15 protein-coding genes are annotated in these 15,308 nt (G+C 42.4%); 14 read left to right on the top strand and 1 reads right to left on the bottom strand.

Going from position 1 to position 15,308, the window contains the following annotated elements; genetic code table 11:
- The first annotated feature begins 56 nt into the window (after positions 1–56).
- The 8 genes from purM (at position 57) to NE664_01725 (ending at position 8,273) form a co-directional block, all read left to right on the top strand.
- Positions 57–1,097, top strand: a complete 1,041-nt coding sequence (purM, locus tag NE664_01760; GenBank protein MCQ4725387.1) for a phosphoribosylformylglycinamidine cyclo-ligase — start codon at positions 57–59, stop codon at positions 1,095–1,097.
- Positions 1,085–1,711: a phosphoribosylglycinamide formyltransferase gene (gene purN / locus NE664_01755; GenBank protein MCQ4725386.1), complete on the top strand. Its 627-nt coding sequence runs from the start codon at positions 1,085–1,087 to the stop codon at positions 1,709–1,711. The genes purM and purN overlap by 13 nt, the downstream gene beginning before the upstream one ends.
- 2 nt (positions 1,712–1,713) lie before the next feature.
- Positions 1,714–2,973 (top strand): phosphoribosylamine--glycine ligase, encoded by a 1,260-nt coding sequence (gene purD / locus NE664_01750; GenBank protein ID MCQ4725385.1) that lies wholly within the window; start codon positions 1,714–1,716, stop codon positions 2,971–2,973.
- A gap of 87 nt (positions 2,974–3,060) precedes the next feature.
- Positions 3,061–3,645 (top strand): HD domain-containing protein, encoded by a 585-nt coding sequence (locus NE664_01745; protein ID MCQ4725384.1) that lies wholly within the window; start codon positions 3,061–3,063, stop codon positions 3,643–3,645.
- Positions 3,646–3,659: 14 nt separating this feature from the next.
- Positions 3,660–3,902 (top strand): NAD(P)H-dependent oxidoreductase subunit E, encoded by a 243-nt coding sequence (locus NE664_01740; protein MCQ4725383.1) that lies wholly within the window; start codon positions 3,660–3,662, stop codon positions 3,900–3,902.
- Positions 3,903–5,621, top strand: a complete 1,719-nt coding sequence (locus NE664_01735; protein ID MCQ4725382.1) for a 4Fe-4S binding protein — start codon at positions 3,903–3,905, stop codon at positions 5,619–5,621.
- 2 nt (positions 5,622–5,623) lie between these two features.
- Entirely contained in the window at positions 5,624–6,793 is a 1,170-nt protein-coding gene (locus NE664_01730; protein ID MCQ4725381.1) for a serine/threonine-protein phosphatase, read from the top strand.
- 13 nt (positions 6,794–6,806) lie between these two features.
- Positions 6,807–8,273 carry a 4Fe-4S dicluster domain-containing protein gene (locus NE664_01725; GenBank protein MCQ4725380.1) on the top strand — a complete coding sequence of 489 codons (1,467 nt, stop codon included), beginning with the start codon at positions 6,807–6,809 and terminating at the stop codon, positions 8,271–8,273.
- Between the two features lie 353 nt (positions 8,274–8,626).
- Here the strand turns inward: NE664_01725 and NE664_01720 are convergent, their stop codons facing one another.
- Complete coding sequence (locus NE664_01720; GenBank protein ID MCQ4725379.1) at positions 8,627–9,514, bottom strand: DegV family protein; 888 nt, start codon at positions 9,512–9,514, stop codon at positions 8,627–8,629.
- A 276-nt stretch (positions 9,515–9,790) separates the two neighbouring features.
- On the opposite strand from NE664_01720, the gene NE664_01715 reads away from it, so the two are divergent.
- From NE664_01715 to typA, 6 genes are all read left to right on the top strand, one after another.
- Positions 9,791–10,258 carry a CarD family transcriptional regulator gene (locus NE664_01715; protein MCQ4725378.1) on the top strand — a complete coding sequence of 156 codons (468 nt, stop codon included), beginning with the start codon at positions 9,791–9,793 and terminating at the stop codon, positions 10,256–10,258.
- Positions 10,259–10,338: 80 nt separating this feature from the next.
- Positions 10,339–11,412 carry a TRAM domain-containing protein gene (locus tag NE664_01710; GenBank protein MCQ4725377.1) on the top strand — a complete coding sequence of 358 codons (1,074 nt, stop codon included), beginning with the start codon at positions 10,339–10,341 and terminating at the stop codon, positions 11,410–11,412.
- Between the two features lie 52 nt (positions 11,413–11,464).
- Positions 11,465–12,151, top strand: coding sequence for a 2-C-methyl-D-erythritol 4-phosphate cytidylyltransferase (ispD, locus tag NE664_01705; GenBank protein ID MCQ4725376.1), 687 nt, complete (start codon positions 11,465–11,467; stop codon positions 12,149–12,151).
- The gene (rnhA, locus tag NE664_01700; protein ID MCQ4725375.1) at positions 12,148–12,612 is read left to right on the top strand and encodes a ribonuclease HI; all 465 of its coding nucleotides are present in this window, start codon (positions 12,148–12,150) and stop codon (positions 12,610–12,612) included. Before ispD ends, rnhA begins: the two co-directional genes overlap by 4 nt.
- A 122-nt stretch (positions 12,613–12,734) precedes the next feature.
- Positions 12,735–12,935, top strand: a complete 201-nt coding sequence (locus tag NE664_01695; GenBank protein MCQ4725374.1) for a cold-shock protein — start codon at positions 12,735–12,737, stop codon at positions 12,933–12,935.
- A 375-nt stretch (positions 12,936–13,310) separates the two neighbouring features.
- The gene (typA, locus tag NE664_01690) at positions 13,311–15,152 is read left to right on the top strand and encodes a translational GTPase TypA (protein ID MCQ4725373.1); all 1,842 of its coding nucleotides are present in this window, start codon (positions 13,311–13,313) and stop codon (positions 15,150–15,152) included.
- Positions 15,153–15,308: the final 156 nt, after the last annotated feature.

The raw sequence follows: 15,308 nt of genomic DNA, 5'->3' as shown, positions 1-15,308 counted from the left end.
TAATTTGTTGATATTTATCAAGTGATTTTTCTTAAAAACCAAGGAGGAAATTGGCAATGGGTCTTGACTATAAAAACGCCGGGGTTGACGTCGAAGCCGGATACAAGGCGGTTAAATTAATGGGAGAACATGTTAAAAGCACTTTCAGGCCTGAAGTGCTTACTGATATAGGCGGTTTCGGCGGCCTTTTTACTTTGGGAGGCCTCAACATGAAAGAGCCTGTGCTTATAAGCGGCACAGACGGCGTAGGAACTAAGTTAAGGCTTGCCTTTGTACAGGATAAGCACGATACGGTAGGCATAGACTGCGTTGCCATGTGCGTTAACGATATAATCTGCAACGGAGCCCAGCCGCTGTTTTTCCTTGACTATATAGCGTGCGGCAAAAATGTTCCCGAGAGGATTGCGGAAATAGTAAGCGGCGTTGCCGAAGGGTGCAGGCAGAGCGGGTGCGCCCTTATAGGCGGCGAAACGGCCGAAATGCCGGGATTTTATCCGGTCGAGGAATACGACATGGCGGGCTTTGCCGTGGGAGTTGTTGATAAATGCGATATTATAAACGGCGAAAAAATTGTTGAAGGCGACGTTATAATTGGCCTTCCTTCAAGCGGAATACACTCAAACGGCTACTCGCTTGTAAGGAAAGTGTTTGATCCTGTTGAAGAATGTGCGAAGGAATTTTTGCCGGAGCTCGGAAAGACCGTAGGAGAAGAGCTTTTAACGCCTACAAAGATATATGTTAAGGAAATACTGGAGCTTATTAAGAAAGTGGAAGTTAAAGGCATAAGCAATATTACGGGCGGGGGCTTTATTGAAAACATACCGCGCTGTATACCGAAAGGCAGGGGACTGTGCGCCGTAATCGAAGAAGGGACATGGCCTGTGCCGCCGATATTCGATATAATGCAGAAACGCGGCGACATCGACAGAGCCCACATGTATAATACGTTTAATATGGGAATAGGCATGGTTATAGTCGTTTCTAAAGAAAATACTGAAGCAGCTTTGACGGCAGTTGAAGAACTGGGAGAAAAAGCGTATATTATAGGCAAAATCACGGCCAATACGGAAAAAGAGGTTGAAGTATGCTTAAAATAGGCGTTCTTGTTTCCGGCGGGGGGACAAACTTACAGGCCGTTATCGACAGCATTGAAAGCGGATATATTAAAAATGCGGAAATAGTAACGGTTATAAGCAGCAAGGAAGGCGCTTATGCCCTTGAAAGAGCAAAAAAGCACAATATAAAAGGCGTTTTAATTAAAAAGAACGATTATAATTCATTTGAAGAATATACAAATGCAATGATTTCGCATCTTGAAAGCTGCGGCGCGGAATTAATCGTACTCGCCGGTTTTATGACTGTTCTTAGCGGTGAATTTATAAAGAAATATGAAAACAGGATTATAAATATACACCCGTCGCTTATACCTTCTTTCTGCGGCAACGGGTTTTACGGAATTAAAGTGCATGAAGCCGCCCTTAAAAAAGGCGTTAAGGTTACGGGGGCTACAGTGCATTTTGTTAACGAGGAGACGGACGGCGGCCCTATTATATTACAGAAAGCCGTTTATATTGAGGACGGCGACACGCCTGAAACTCTCCAAAAAAGGGTTATGGAAGAAGCCGAATGGAAAATATTTCCCGAAGCCGTAAAGCTTATAAGCGAAAATAAGCTTGAAGTTGCGGACGGCAGGGTTAGGAGGATTAAATAATTATGAAAGTTTTGCTTGTTGGCGGAGGAGGAAGGGAGCACGCCATTGTTTGGAAGCTTGCACAAAGCAGTAAAATCGAGAAAATATACTGCGCTCCGGGAAACGCCGGGATTGCAGAAATTGCGCAGTGCGTTAATATAGGGGTTATGGAGTTTGACAAGCTTATTGCCTTTGTAAAGGAGAACGGTATCGATTTTACGATTATCGGAATGGACGATCCGCTTGTAGGCGGCATAGTGGACGCGTTTGAAAAGGAAGGGCTCAAAGTTTTCGGCCCGAGGGCGAACGCCGCAATAATAGAAGGAAGCAAATCTTTTTCAAAAGATCTAATGAAAAAGTACGGTATACCGACTGCCAAATATGAAGTTTTTGATAATTATAAAGACGCCGAAGCTTATGTTGAAAAACAGGATATGCCAATCGTTATTAAAGCCGACGGCCTTGCATTGGGAAAGGGCGTTATAATATGCAATACAAAGGAAGAAGCTTTCGCGGCTTTGAACGAAATAATGATTGATAAGAAGTTCGGAAATTCCGGCAATACTGTCGTTATTGAAGAATTTTTGACGGGACAGGAAGTTTCGGTGCTGTCTTTCTGCGATGGAAAGACTGTTGTTCCTATGGTTTCGGCACAGGATCACAAAAGGGCGCTTGATTTTGACAAGGGGCTTAACACGGGAGGTATGGGTACGTTTTCCCCAAGCCGGATATATACAAAGGAAGTTGCCGCCAAATGTATGGAAGAAATTTTTGTGCCGACTGTTGCGGCTATGGCCAACGAGGGGCGTCCGTTTGTGGGGATACTTTATTTTGGGCTTATGCTTACGGAAAAAGGCATGAAAGTTATTGAATACAACGCCCGTTTCGGCGACCCTGAAACACAGGTAATACTGCCGAGGCTTAAAACGGATCTGCTTGAAATTATGGAAGCGTGCGTTGAAGGAAGGCTTAACGAAATTAATATCGAATGGAGCGACAACGCCGCCGTGTGCGTTGTTCTGGCAAGCGGCGGGTATCCGGAAAGCTATGAGAAAGGCTATGAGATTACAGGGCTTGACGAAATTAAAAAACGCGGCGACATTATCGTTTTCCATGCGGGCACAAGCCTTAAAGACGGGAAATTTGTTACAAACGGCGGCAGGGTTCTCGGAATAACGGGCATAGGGCCAAATCTTGACGCCGCCATAAGGACGGCTTATGAAGGCGTTGAAATTGTAAACTTTGAGAAGAAACATTTCAGGCATGATATTGGCATAAAATAATATGAAACAAGCATTATGACGAAATTACCGCTGAAAAAGGCGTTTGTTGTAGTGCTTTTTCAGCTTTAAGGGAGGAATGGGTAAAATATGGATAAAAGCGTTTTTGATAAACAGATGGATTTCCTTCTTGAGGTTGATAAAGTTAAAGAGATATACCGTCAGACATATATTTCAGACGTGAGCCGTTTTGAAAACGATGCGGAGCACAGCTGGCATTCATGCGTTATGGCTGTTGTTTTGAGCGGTTATTTTCCGGATGCGGATCTTCTTAAAACGCTTAAAATGATGCTTTTTCACGACATTGTCGAAATATATGCAGGAGACACATACTGCTACGACGTTGAAGGCAATAAGGACAAAGAGAAAAGGGAAAAGGAATCGGCTGAAAAAATTTACGGCCTCCTTCCGGAAGGGCAGAAAAAGGAATTTATGGACATATGGATGGAGTTTGAAAACGGGGACAGCCCGGAGGCAAAATTTTGCCGTATACTTGACAGGGTTCAGCCTACGATGCTGAATAAGGCTTCCGGTTTTGCGTCGTGGAAAGAACACGGCATAAAAAAGGAGCAGGTGCTTGAAAGGAACAGGACGACGTTTGAAGGGCCGGAAGAAATTAAAACGTATATGGAAAATATTATAGAAAACGCCGTTGAAAACGGGTTCTTAAAATGAAAGGGGATTTTCACATGGATATTAAGGTTTGTATAGGGAGCGTATGCCACCTTAAAGGCTCTTATGAAATTATAAATAAGTTGGAAGAACTTATAAAATCCAACGGGCTGGAAGAAAAATTTAAAATTAAAGCGGCTTTCTGCCTTGGACAATGTACGGGAGCCGTATGCGTAGAAGTCGACGGCATGATTTTTTCGGTACAGCCGGAAACTGTCGATAATTTCTTTGAAACTGTTATAAAAGAAAAGGTGATGTAATTGCGGTTATTTAATTTTACTGCCGAACACTGCCAAAACTGCAACAAATGCGTAAGGGAATGTCCCGTTAAAGCAATAAGGTTCAGAAACCGTATTGCAGAGATCGACGAGGAAAAATGTATCGCCTGCGGCCAGTGCTTCACTTCCTGCCCAAAACATGCAAGAAATATGGAAAATGAAGTTGAAGCCGTAACAAATATGTTAAAAAGCGGCAGGAAGGTTGTGGCGTGTATAGATTCCGCTTATCTCGGTTCTTTTAAGATACCGGGACAGTATGTACACGCGCTTAAAAAGATGGGATTCCATTCGGTACAGGAAATAGCCGTCGGCAGCGAAAGGATACTTGACGAATATATAAAATATATAAAAGAAAACGCTGGAAAGCAAAAATATTTTATTTGCAGCACATGCCCTTCAATATATCTTTTTATACAGAAATACCACCCGAAGCTTGTAAAATATATTATCCCGGTAGTTACGCCTATGATTGCCTTGGGAACGGCGATTAAAAGGGAAGATCCAGGCGTGTATACGGTTTATATAGGCCCATGCCTCAGCAAGAAATACGAAACGCTTCCCAAAAGGGACGACGCGCCTATAAATTCACTTATAACATGCCAGGAGATTATACGCATGTTCAGGTTAAACGGCATAGATTATGAAGCCTTTGAACCCGTTATGCCGGACAGGGTTGCAAGGAATACGGGCACAAGCTATTCAATTTCAGGCGACGTTTGGCCGTGTATGACGGAAATACTCGAAAAAGAAGGGTATGACACTTTGAATATAAATGGTCTTGATAATGTTAAGCATTTATTTGAAAGTATGGAAAACGAAACGCTTGCCGACTGTTACGTTGCAATTTCAGCATGCACCGAAAGCTGTATAAATGGCCCGTTTATTCCGAAACAATCCCTTGACCTTTTCTGCCGGCGTCAGAAAATAACTCATTTTGCGGCTCATCACGGATGGGGAAAAGAGGATGCCCTCGGCCCTGTCGACTGGGAAGGTATTGATTTAAGGCGTGAGTTTAAGCCTATAGAAGTGCCGCGCAATAAGGCGAGCGAATGGGAATTGAAAGAAATACTTATGAGAATGGGAAGGAAAACGCGGGCTGAAGAATTTGACTGCGGCGCATGCGGCTATTCCACATGCCGGGAAAAAGCCCAGGCAGTTTTTGAAGGTATGGCCGAGGAGGAAATGTGCTGGCCGAACCTTAGGAAAAAAGCGGAAAGAAAAGGGGATATGATTTTTCTTAATTCAAGAAACATTATAGTTCTTCTTGATAAAAATAATTTAATTACGCAGCTTAATCCGAAAGCCGAAAAGGCTTTCGATATTACAAATGAAGAAGCCGTAGGAAAACATATTTCAATACTCGGGCTTTCGGAGGAAGATTATATATACTCCATTAAAAACAAAAAGGACCTGCTTAATAAAAAAATGCATCTGAAAGATTACGGCATTATCGTTATGCAGAATATTATATATATTGAAGGCGACGAACTTTTCGTTTCCATGCAGGATATAACTGAAGAGGAAAAAAATAAGGAAGAACTTGCAAAACTCAAAATGCATACGGTAAGCATTGCCCAGAATGTTATCGAAAAGCAGATGAGGGTTGCGCAGGAGATAGCAAGCCTTCTCGGAGAAACTACCGCCGAAACAAAAGTCGCTCTTAATAAACTTAAAGACGTTGTTATAAAAGAAGGTGAGTAGCGTTGTATTATGTAGACACGGCTTATAACAGCATACACAAATTCGGCGAGGAACTATGCGGCGATCATATTGAGCAGGTAACCCTTGACGACTGCAAAATACTTGTTCTTGCCGACGGAATGGGCAGCGGCGTGAAGGCCAACATACTTGCAACGCTTACTTCTAAAATTGCCGCGACCATGCTGAGGGAAGGGGCCTCCCTTGAAGAAACCATTGATACGATAGTACACACTTTGCCTGTGTGTTCGCAAAGGCATTTGGCGTATTCGACGTTTACTATTGTGAAGGTTTTTAAAGACGGTGTAGTTTATGTGGCCGAATTTGACAATCCTTCTATATTTGTGTTTAAAAACGGGCATGACGTTCCTATTAAAAAGACAAAAAAGGAAATAAACGGCAAAACTATACTTGAAAGCACTTTTAAGCTTGACGAGGACAGCCTTCTTGTGGCGGTAAGCGACGGCGTTGTGCATGCGGGCGTAGGGCGCAGCCTTGCCCTGGGATGGCAGTGGAAGAATGTAAACGAGTATTTGCGGGATTTTTCCACAAAGGAAGTTACTACAACATCAGTTACGGGAAGCGTTCTTGAGGTGTGCCAGAACCTTTATGAGAATAAAGCCGGGGACGATACGACAGTTTTGGCCGTTAAAATAAGGGAACAGGAAACTATAAACTTATTTTCGGGCCCTCCTAAAAATCCTGACAACGATTACGAGGTAATAAAAGAAATTCTTGAGGCCGAAGGCAAAGTTGTTGTGTGCGGCGGGACGACCGCAAGCATAGTGGCACGGACTTTGGGGACGGAAATGGATGTGGATTTGACTACGATGACTCCGGAAATACCTCCTGTCGGAATAATACCGCGCATTGAACTTGTTACGGAAGGCGTTATAACGATTAATAAAGCTCTTGCTATTATAAAAGGGTATATGAATCCGGAATTTAATTCAAAAGTGCTTGCTAAGCTCCATGAAAGGAACGCCGCAAGCATGCTTGCAAGGCTTTTGATTGAAAACTGCGACAAGCTCAATATATGGATTGGACAAGCAGTCAACCCGGCGCACCAGAACGAGAGCTTCCCTATGGATTTTACATTTAAGATTAATCAGCTTAGGGAAATGGCAAGGCTTATGGAAAACATGGGCAAGGAAGTAAAAGTATATTATATATAATAAGGAGTGGCTGATGAGAAAATTTGAAAGTAATGTTCAGTATACAAAATACCTTGTTAATAAAGAAATAGCAAAAAGGTATATAAACGGCGAGAAGCTTGAGGACGTCGTTGACGATATAGCTGAAACGATTATACCGGGACCCGAGCCTTTAACAAGATGCTGTATATATAAAGAAAGGCACATAGTAAAAGAGAGGGCTAAGTTCGCAATAGAGCCCCTTGAAGGCGACAATGTAATCCATATATTAACAAGCGCATGCGACGAGTGCCCTGTAGACAGATATGTTGTAACCGAAGCGTGCAGGGGATGCCTTGCGCATAAATGCCATGAGGTATGCCCTAAAGACGCAATAATGATTGTAGGGCAAAGGGCGTATATAAACCAGCATATGTGCATTGAGTGCGGAAGGTGCAAGGACGCATGCCCGTTTACGGCCATAAGCGACGTTCAGAGGCCGTGTTTAAGAAGCTGCGGCGCCGGGGCGATTGTTATAGACACTAATAAGAAAGCCTATATAGACGAAGAAAAATGCGTTTCATGCGGAGCGTGCGTTTACCAATGCCCATTTGGCGCAATAGTCGATAAATCGTACGTTGTGGACACGCTTGAACTTATTAAAAATTCCGAGGGAAATACAAAGTATAAAGTATATGCTATTGTTGCGCCCTCAATAAGCAGCCAGTTTACAAACGCAAAAATAGAACAGGTTATAAACGGGATTGAAAAACTCGGTTTTTATCACGCTATTGAGGTTGCGTTGGGAGCCGACATAGTGGCTTGCCATGAAGCCAAAGAATTTTCGGAAACTATTGAAGAGCGGCAGTGGATGACAACTTCATGCTGTCCGGCTTTCGTTAAATATATACAGAAAAATTATCCGGATCTTATGGGGCATGTTTCAAACACAGTTTCTCCTATGATTGCCATTGCCCAGATGATAAGGCACCTTGACGATAACTGCAAAATTGTTTTTATAGGGCCTTGTACGGCAAAGAAAATGGAAATTAAGGAGGATGATATTAAAGGTATCGTGGACCTTGTTATTACCTTTGAGGAACTTCAGGCTATGCTCGACGCGCATGAAATAGATCTTACAAAATGCGAGGAAACGTCTCTTGACAACGCGTCCTACTACGGAAGGCTTTTTGCAAGGAGCGGGGGCGTTACGGAAGCGGTTAAGCAGGCTATAGACGTGCTTGGCATTGATACAAATTTTGAGCCTGTTAAATGCGACGGTTTAAGTGAAGTTGTCAAGACGCTTAAGGTTGCCTCTATGGGCAGGCTTAAAGGGAACTTTATAGAAGGAATGGCGTGCAGATGCGGCTGTATCGGCGGCGCGGCGTCGCTGAGCCATGGGCCTAAGGACGTTACGGAAGTGGACAAGTACGGGAAATTAAGCAAAGAGGAAAACAGCGTGCAGGCGACAAGGATACTTGAAATAGAAAAGCTTGATCTTGAAAGAAAGTACAAAATGTAAAATGCTGCATTTGGCGCATATATTTATGGCTTTGAATTATTAAAGGCCTAAGCTTATTATAAATATAAGCTTAGGCCTTTTTATTTTTAAACATTGGCAGTGTTGGTTTATAATGTAATACACGTATTGCAAGGAAATTTTTCCATATTTCGGACTTGCCGCCGGATATGCGCCGCGCTTGTGCCTATGCTCCGTTGCCGCCGGTTAAAATCTTGTGCCCACGGCAAACTAAAGCGGAGGTTTGTATATATACAGAAAGTATTTATATACAAGTATTTTACCGGATACAAATTCAATTTTCAATGGCGCCGCTCGATGATGACAAGCGGATATATCGACAATGATTCGATATATCAGAGGTTTTCATATTTTTTTATGAAGCACAGGCCTATTGTGCCGGGGCCGGTATGTGATGAAATTGTAGCCCCTATAAGGAATTTATCTGTAAAATCTGCATTATGCAGGGCGTTTTCGATTTCGCTTTTAAATAACGGCTCTTCTTCGGGAGTATTCGTATAGCCGATTTTAAATATATATTCGCCGTATTGTTCGTTATTTTTTTTGAAATAGTTTTTTGTAATCTCGACAAGTTTTTTAATACCGCCCTTGCGGCTTCTTGCAATTCCGGCTACGTTTATTTCGCCGTTTTTAAGTTCTATTAACGGTTTGATTTTCAGTATGCCGCCCGAAAGGGAAACGAGTTTTCCTATGCGCCCGCCTTTTTCAAGGTGCTCAAGGCCGCCGACCATAAACATAATGCGGCCTGTAGGTATAATTTTTTTACAGTTTTCATATACATCCTCAATACCCATGCCGCTGCGCTTCATCCTTGCGGCTTCCATAATAAGCAGGCTCTGCGCTCCGGTTGCAAGAAGGGAATCTAATATATATATTTTTGAATTTGGATATTTTTCTTCAAGTATTTCCTTTGCCGACACTGCGGACTGTACAGAGCCGCTTAGAGTATGAGTAATTGTAAAACACAATATATCAAGACCGTTTTCAAGGCATGGAGTAAAAGCGTCAATGTAATCCTGAACGGACGGCAGGGAAGTTTTAGGGAAAATATTCGCCTTTAAGAAACTGCTGTAATAATCGTCCAAAGACAGCTCGGCAATTTCTTTTTGGTATTTTCCGCCGCTTAAAGATACATAAAAAGGAATTATTTTAATCCCGTTTTTTTCCGCATCTTCATATGGAATGTCGCACGCCCCGTCGCTGAAAATCTGAAAGCCTGGCATATGAAACCTCCTTGATGTATATATAACGAATTGTCGTTTTAAAAACTACATAATGATATAATAGTAATCTAACATTTTTCTGCCCTTCTGTCAATATGGCATTAACTACAGTTAATTAAAGAAGCAAGAATAATAAATACTATATATGGTAATATATAACATTGACATATATACCTAAAATTAGTATAATTAAAAATTTACTTTTTTTAGATTTTTTGTTATAATAAGTAAACATTTATAATATTGTCATGTTTTATATCTAAGAGGGTGAGAATTTTGTTTAAAGTAGGGGATAAAATAGTATATCCTATGTACGGCGCCGGTATTGTGTCGGATATTGAAACGGAAGAAACGGGAGTACATTATGTAATAAGGATACCGAAAGGCAACCTTAAAATTAAAGTGGCCGTTTCAAAAACCGATAAGATAGGCGTGAGGCCTGTTTCGGATGAATCGGAAATTATGAAAGCTATTGAACTCGTTCTCAGCATACCTGTCGCAATACAGTCCAACTGGAGCATACGGTATAAAGAAAACCTTGAGAAGATCAGGGGAGGAAGGCTTTGCGATGTTGTTGAAGTTGCGAGGAACTTAATGCTTAGGGAGCGGGAACGCGGACTTTCAAGCGCGGAAAAAAAGATGCTTAACAGTGCAAAACAGATTGCGGTAAGCGAAATTGCCTTTGCAAAAGGAATTGATTTCCAATTTGCAGAAGATTTTCTTGCAAATAAGCTTTTATATTGATTAACTGTAAACAATAGCCTATAATAGATATGTAGCCATGCCAAAAATTACAAAATACAGCGGCTGGAGGAGGAGAAACAGTGCTGAAACGGGGAATAGAATTCATTTTGACTATGGCGTTCACTGCTTTAAGCTATTTTCTATTTGATTTCTTTTATAAAAGCAATTTATCCAGGATTGGGGACGTGATACCGCCTTATGCCCCGGCGGCGGCCGGGATAGTGCTCGGCATTATTTTCTTTTTTGTGGTTGCCCATATTATAAGCGACGAAATAATCAAAAGGATGGAAAATATTGAAACAAGGCTTGTAAAGATGAGCCTTAAAGACCTTATGGCCAGCATTTTCGGCATTATACTGGGTCTTGCCATTGCAAACCTTATAGGTATGGCCATAAGCGGCTACGGAGTTATAGGCACAAGCATTACCGTACTTTTAAACATAATTTTCGGTTTCCTGGGCCTCAGGGTTGCAAGGAGGAAGAAAGATGAAATAGGCGGCATAGGCAGCCTTATGGACGGAGTTAAAGAAAATGTCAGGTTAAAAGGCGGATCTGTAAGCGGACGGCCGAAAATACTGGACACAAGCGTAATTATCGACGGACGTATACTTGATATATTAAAAACCGGATTTATAGAAGGAAAGATTATAATCCCGAATTTTGTGCTTGAGGAACTGCGCCACATCGCCGATTCGGCGGACTCGCTTAAAAGGAACCGCGGCAGGCGCGGGCTTGACATATTGAACGAAATACAAAAACAAACGGCCGTTAATGTGGAAATAGTGGACTTTTCCACAAAGGAACAGCTTGAAGTTGACAGCAAGCTTTTGAAAATGGCCGAAAAAATAGACGCTTTTGTTGTTACAAACGATTTTAACCTTAATAAAGTCGCGGAGTTTCAGGGAGTGCGCGTGCTTAATATAAACGAATTAAGCAACGCTATAAAACCGGTGGTACTGCCGGGAGAAGATATGCAGGTTACGGTTATAAAGGCCGGCAAGGAATACGGACAGGGCATAGCGTATTTGAACGACGGCACAATGATTGTTGTCGAAGGCGGGAACAAGTTTATAGGAGAACAGATAAATGTTATTGTAACAAGCGTTTTGCAGACCGCCGCCGGAAGAATGATATTTACAAAGAAAAAAGACTGATATTAAAGCCGGGAACCGCCGGCTTTTGACATTTTTTAAAAGAGGAGCTTATATGAAAAAATGCGGCGCGGTTATTGTAGCGGCCGGTAAAGGCACGCGTATGGGCGCAAATGTGAAAAAACAGTTTATAAAGCTTAACGGCATTGAAATATTGGCAAGGACGGTTTCAAAGTTTGAAAATTCGGTTTACATAGGGCAGATTATATTGGCTGTGCCTGATGAAGACGTTGAATACTGCGGCGGCATGGCGGAAAAATACGGTTGGAAAAAAACGACGATATGCCGCGGAGGAAGGGAAAGGCAGGATTCCGTTTATAACGGCGTTAAAGAACTCGACGGCGATACGGATATTGTGCTGATACATGACGGAGTGCGCCCGTTTGTTAATGAAAAGGATATTTTAAGCGTTATAGAGGGGGTGGAAAAAACAGGGGCATGCGCGCTTGCCGTTCCCGTTAAGGACACTGTAAAAGTGTGTTCAAATGAAAATATTGTTTTGGAAACTCCCAATAGAGACAGCCTTTGGGCAATGCAGACGCCGCAGGGATTTAATTATAAATTGATTAAAGAAGCGTACGAAAAACTTCCGCACGGCTTTGCGGCAACGGACGACGCAATGGTTATGGAATTTGCCGGGCATAAGGTTTATGTAACTATGGGAAGCTACAGGAATATAAAAATAACAACCCCTGACGATATCCTGTTTGGGGAATCTATTTTAAAGGGTGAAACTGAATGAAAAGTATTGACATATATACCGACGGGGCGTGTTCGGGCAATCCGGGAAAAGGCGGGTTGGGAGTTGTCCTTATTTATAAAGGGAACCGGAAGGAAATTTCGGAAGGCTTTGAGGAAACCACAAACAACAGAATGGAGGCCTTGGCGGTTATAAAAGGGCTTGAAGCGCTTAAAGAAAAATGCAGCGTGACCCTTTACAGCGATTCAAAATATGTTGTAGACGCAATAGAGAAAGGCTGGGCAAGGAAATGGAAGGCCAACGGCTGGAAGAGGAACGCAAAAGACAAGGCGTTAAACGCCGATCTTTGGGACAGGATGCTTACCCTGCTTGATTATCACGACGTTAAGTTTATTTGGGTGAAGGGGCATGCGGACAATATTGAGAACGAAAGATGTGACGAATTGGCGCGTGGAGCAATTTTATCGGGCAATTTGAAGAAAGACGTCGGTTATAGGGCCTAAATGTATGTTAATACTAACTATAATATATAATATTTTGGTTGACACTTTATGCCAAATGTGCTATTCTCTAAAGTGTCACAAGACACATTTAATTTTTTTTAAATTGCTAGGAGGATTTATCAATGAAAAAAGGTACAGTAAAATGGTTTAACGCAGAAAAAGGCTTCGGATTTATCTCTGTTGAAGGCGAAGACGATGTATTCGTTCACTTCTCAGCTATCCAGGCAGACGGCTACAAAACTCTTGAAGAAGGCCAGGCTGTAGAATTCGAAGTTGTTCAGGGCGCTAAAGGACCACAGGCAGCTAACGTAGTGCGTGCTTAATCATTTGTAATATAGTCAACTGTACATTTTTTAATTGCATTTGATATATAGAAAAAACGATTAGCAACACCGGTTTAAAACGGAGAAAAGTCCCTTGTTTCAAGGGGCTTTTTTTGTTGCGTAAAGTAATTGCGAATTGGCATGCAAACGATAAGGCGGTTAAAATTAAGATTTTTGGATAATAATGCAAACAAGAAGTTTTGGATAATAATGCGAATGAGACGTTTTATTTAATAAGGAATGAAAGAAGGCGTAAGCCATTTTTTTACAAATTTTTTATTGTTATATATACATGTCTGTGATAAAATATTAAAGTTAGGGAAGTATCAGTACTAGTATAAATAAACGTATAGTTCAGACAGGGAGTTAGAAAGCATGAAAACAAAAAGAAACAATATCCGCAATGTGGCTATAATCGCGCACGTTGACCATGGCAAAACTACGTTGGTTGACGAGCTTTTGAAACAGAGCGGGACGTTCCGTTCAAATCAGACGGTGCAGGAAAGGGTCATGGACTCGGGAGATATTGAAAGGGAACGCGGAATTACAATATTATCAAAAAATACGTCGGTACACTACGGAGATGTGAAGATTAACATTGTCGATACGCCGGGACATGCGGATTTCGGCGGGGAAGTGGAACGCGTGCTTAAAATGGTTAACGGCGTAGTGCTTGTAGTTGACGCTTTTGAGGGGCCGATGCCCCAGACTAAGTTTGTTCTTAAAAAGGCGCTTGAATTAAGCCTTCCGGTTGTAGTATGCGTAAATAAGGTGGACAGGCCCGAGGCAAGATGCGGAGAAGTTGTGGACGAAGTTCTCGAGCTTTTTATGGAACTTGATGCAAACGACGAACAGCTTGACTCGCCTTTCGTTTTTGCTTCCGCAAGGCAGGGAACGGCGTCGCTTTCGCCGGACAGCCAGGACAATGACATGAAATGCCTTTTTGAAACCATAATCGAACATATACCGGCTCCGGAAGGAGATCCGCAGGCGAATCTGCAAGCCCTTATTACAACGATAGATTATAACGAATATGTGGGGCGTATAGGCGTAGGCAAGATTGAAAACGGCACAATACATGTAAACGACGAATGTATGCTTGTTAATATCCATAACCCGGAATTCAGCCAAAAAGTTAAAATAAGCAAGCTCTATGTATTTGAAGGATTACAGAGGGTTGAAGTAAAAGAGGCTACAGTCGGCGATATTGTCGCTGTAAGCGGTATTTCGGGCATCAGGATAGGCGATACTATCTGCTCGACTGATAATCCGCAGGCGCTTGACTTTGTTAAGATTTCGGAGCCTACCCTTTCAATGAATTTTTCCGTTAACGACAGCCCATTTGCAGGTACGGAAGGTAAATTTGTTACAAGCAGGCATTTAAGGGAAAGGCTTTACAAAGAACTTAACACAGACGTGAGCCTTCGTGTTGAGGATACTGAATCGACGGAAACGTTTAAAGTTTCGGGAAGAGGCGAACTTCACCTTTCAATACTGATTGAAACCATGAGGCGCGAAGGATATGAATTCCAGGTTGCAAAGCCGGAAGTGCTCTACAGGGAGATAGACGGCGAAAAATGCGAGCCGATGGAAATAGTTACCATAGACGTTCCGGAAGAATTTGTAGGAAATGTTATTGAAAAACTCGGAAGCCGCAAAGGGGAAATGACGGATATGCATCCTTCCCAGGGAGGATATACGCGCCTTGTTTTTTCAATACCGGCAAGGGGCCTTATAGGATACAGGAACGAATTTTTGACGGATACAAAGGGCAACGGAATAATGAATTCGCTTTTTGACGGCTATGAACCGTTCAGGGGAGAGATACCTATGCGTTCGCAGGGATCGCTTATTGCTTTTGAAAGCGGCGAAGCCGTTGCCTACGGCCTTTACAACGCGCAGGAAAGAGGCGACCTTTTTATAGGCGCGGGAGTAAAGGTTTATGCGGGAATGGTTGTAGGGCGCAATTCCAGATCCGACGATATGGAAGTTAACGTATGCAAGAAAAAACAGCTTACAAATATGCGTTCTTCCGGAGCGGACGACGCACTTAAACTGACGCCATGCATAGAAATGAGCCTTGAACAGTGCCTTGAGTTTATAGCCGACGACGAGCTTGTCGAGGTTACTCCAACAAGCCTTAGGATGAGGAAAAAGATACTCGATTCCCAGGCTAGGAAAAAAGCAAGGAACAGGGCGAACAATGCGAATAACTGATTGGCTTCATTTTTGCTGAAAGCTGTTAAGCGCAAATGCGGATAATATATAAAAGCGGCTGTGATTTAAACGGCGGCCGTACATATCCGTAAAGGCGCGGCATGTTCAAAGCGGCAGTGTTTATATTGGTTTTAATATCGGCCTTTGCCTTACGGC

Origin of the sequence: Anaerotignum faecicola, from assembly GCA_024460105.1 — a bacterium.
In the GTDB taxonomy this organism is placed as follows: Bacteria; Bacillota; Clostridia; order Lachnospirales; family Anaerotignaceae; genus JANFXS01.
Note: the sequence above shows the minus strand (reverse complement) of the source record. Positions and strands in the feature narration are given on the sequence as shown.

What these genes read in the sequence shown, in the direction of transcription:
- typA (MCQ4725373.1), top strand. Translation starts at nt 13,311, where the DNA reads ATGAAAACAAAAAGAAACAATATCCGCAATGTGGCTATAATCGCGCAC.
- NE664_01695 (MCQ4725374.1), top strand. Translation starts at nt 12,735, where the DNA reads ATGAAAAAAGGTACAGTAAAATGGTTTAACGCAGAAAAAGGCTTCGGA.
- ispD (MCQ4725376.1), top strand. Translation starts at nt 11,465, where the DNA reads ATGAAAAAATGCGGCGCGGTTATTGTAGCGGCCGGTAAAGGCACGCGT.
- NE664_01720 (MCQ4725379.1), bottom strand. Translation starts at nt 9,514, where the DNA reads ATGCCAGGCTTTCAGATTTTCAGCGACGGGGCGTGCGACATTCCATAT.
- NE664_01745 (MCQ4725384.1), top strand. Translation starts at nt 3,061, where the DNA reads ATGGATAAAAGCGTTTTTGATAAACAGATGGATTTCCTTCTTGAGGTT.
- purM (MCQ4725387.1), top strand. Translation starts at nt 57, where the DNA reads ATGGGTCTTGACTATAAAAACGCCGGGGTTGACGTCGAAGCCGGATAC.
- NE664_01725 (MCQ4725380.1), top strand. Translation starts at nt 6,807, where the DNA reads ATGAGAAAATTTGAAAGTAATGTTCAGTATACAAAATACCTTGTTAAT.
- purN (MCQ4725386.1), top strand. Translation starts at nt 1,085, where the DNA reads ATGCTTAAAATAGGCGTTCTTGTTTCCGGCGGGGGGACAAACTTACAG.
- NE664_01740 (MCQ4725383.1), top strand. Translation starts at nt 3,660, where the DNA reads ATGGATATTAAGGTTTGTATAGGGAGCGTATGCCACCTTAAAGGCTCT.
- rnhA (MCQ4725375.1), top strand. Translation starts at nt 12,148, where the DNA reads ATGAAAAGTATTGACATATATACCGACGGGGCGTGTTCGGGCAATCCG.
- purD (MCQ4725385.1), top strand. Translation starts at nt 1,714, where the DNA reads ATGAAAGTTTTGCTTGTTGGCGGAGGAGGAAGGGAGCACGCCATTGTT.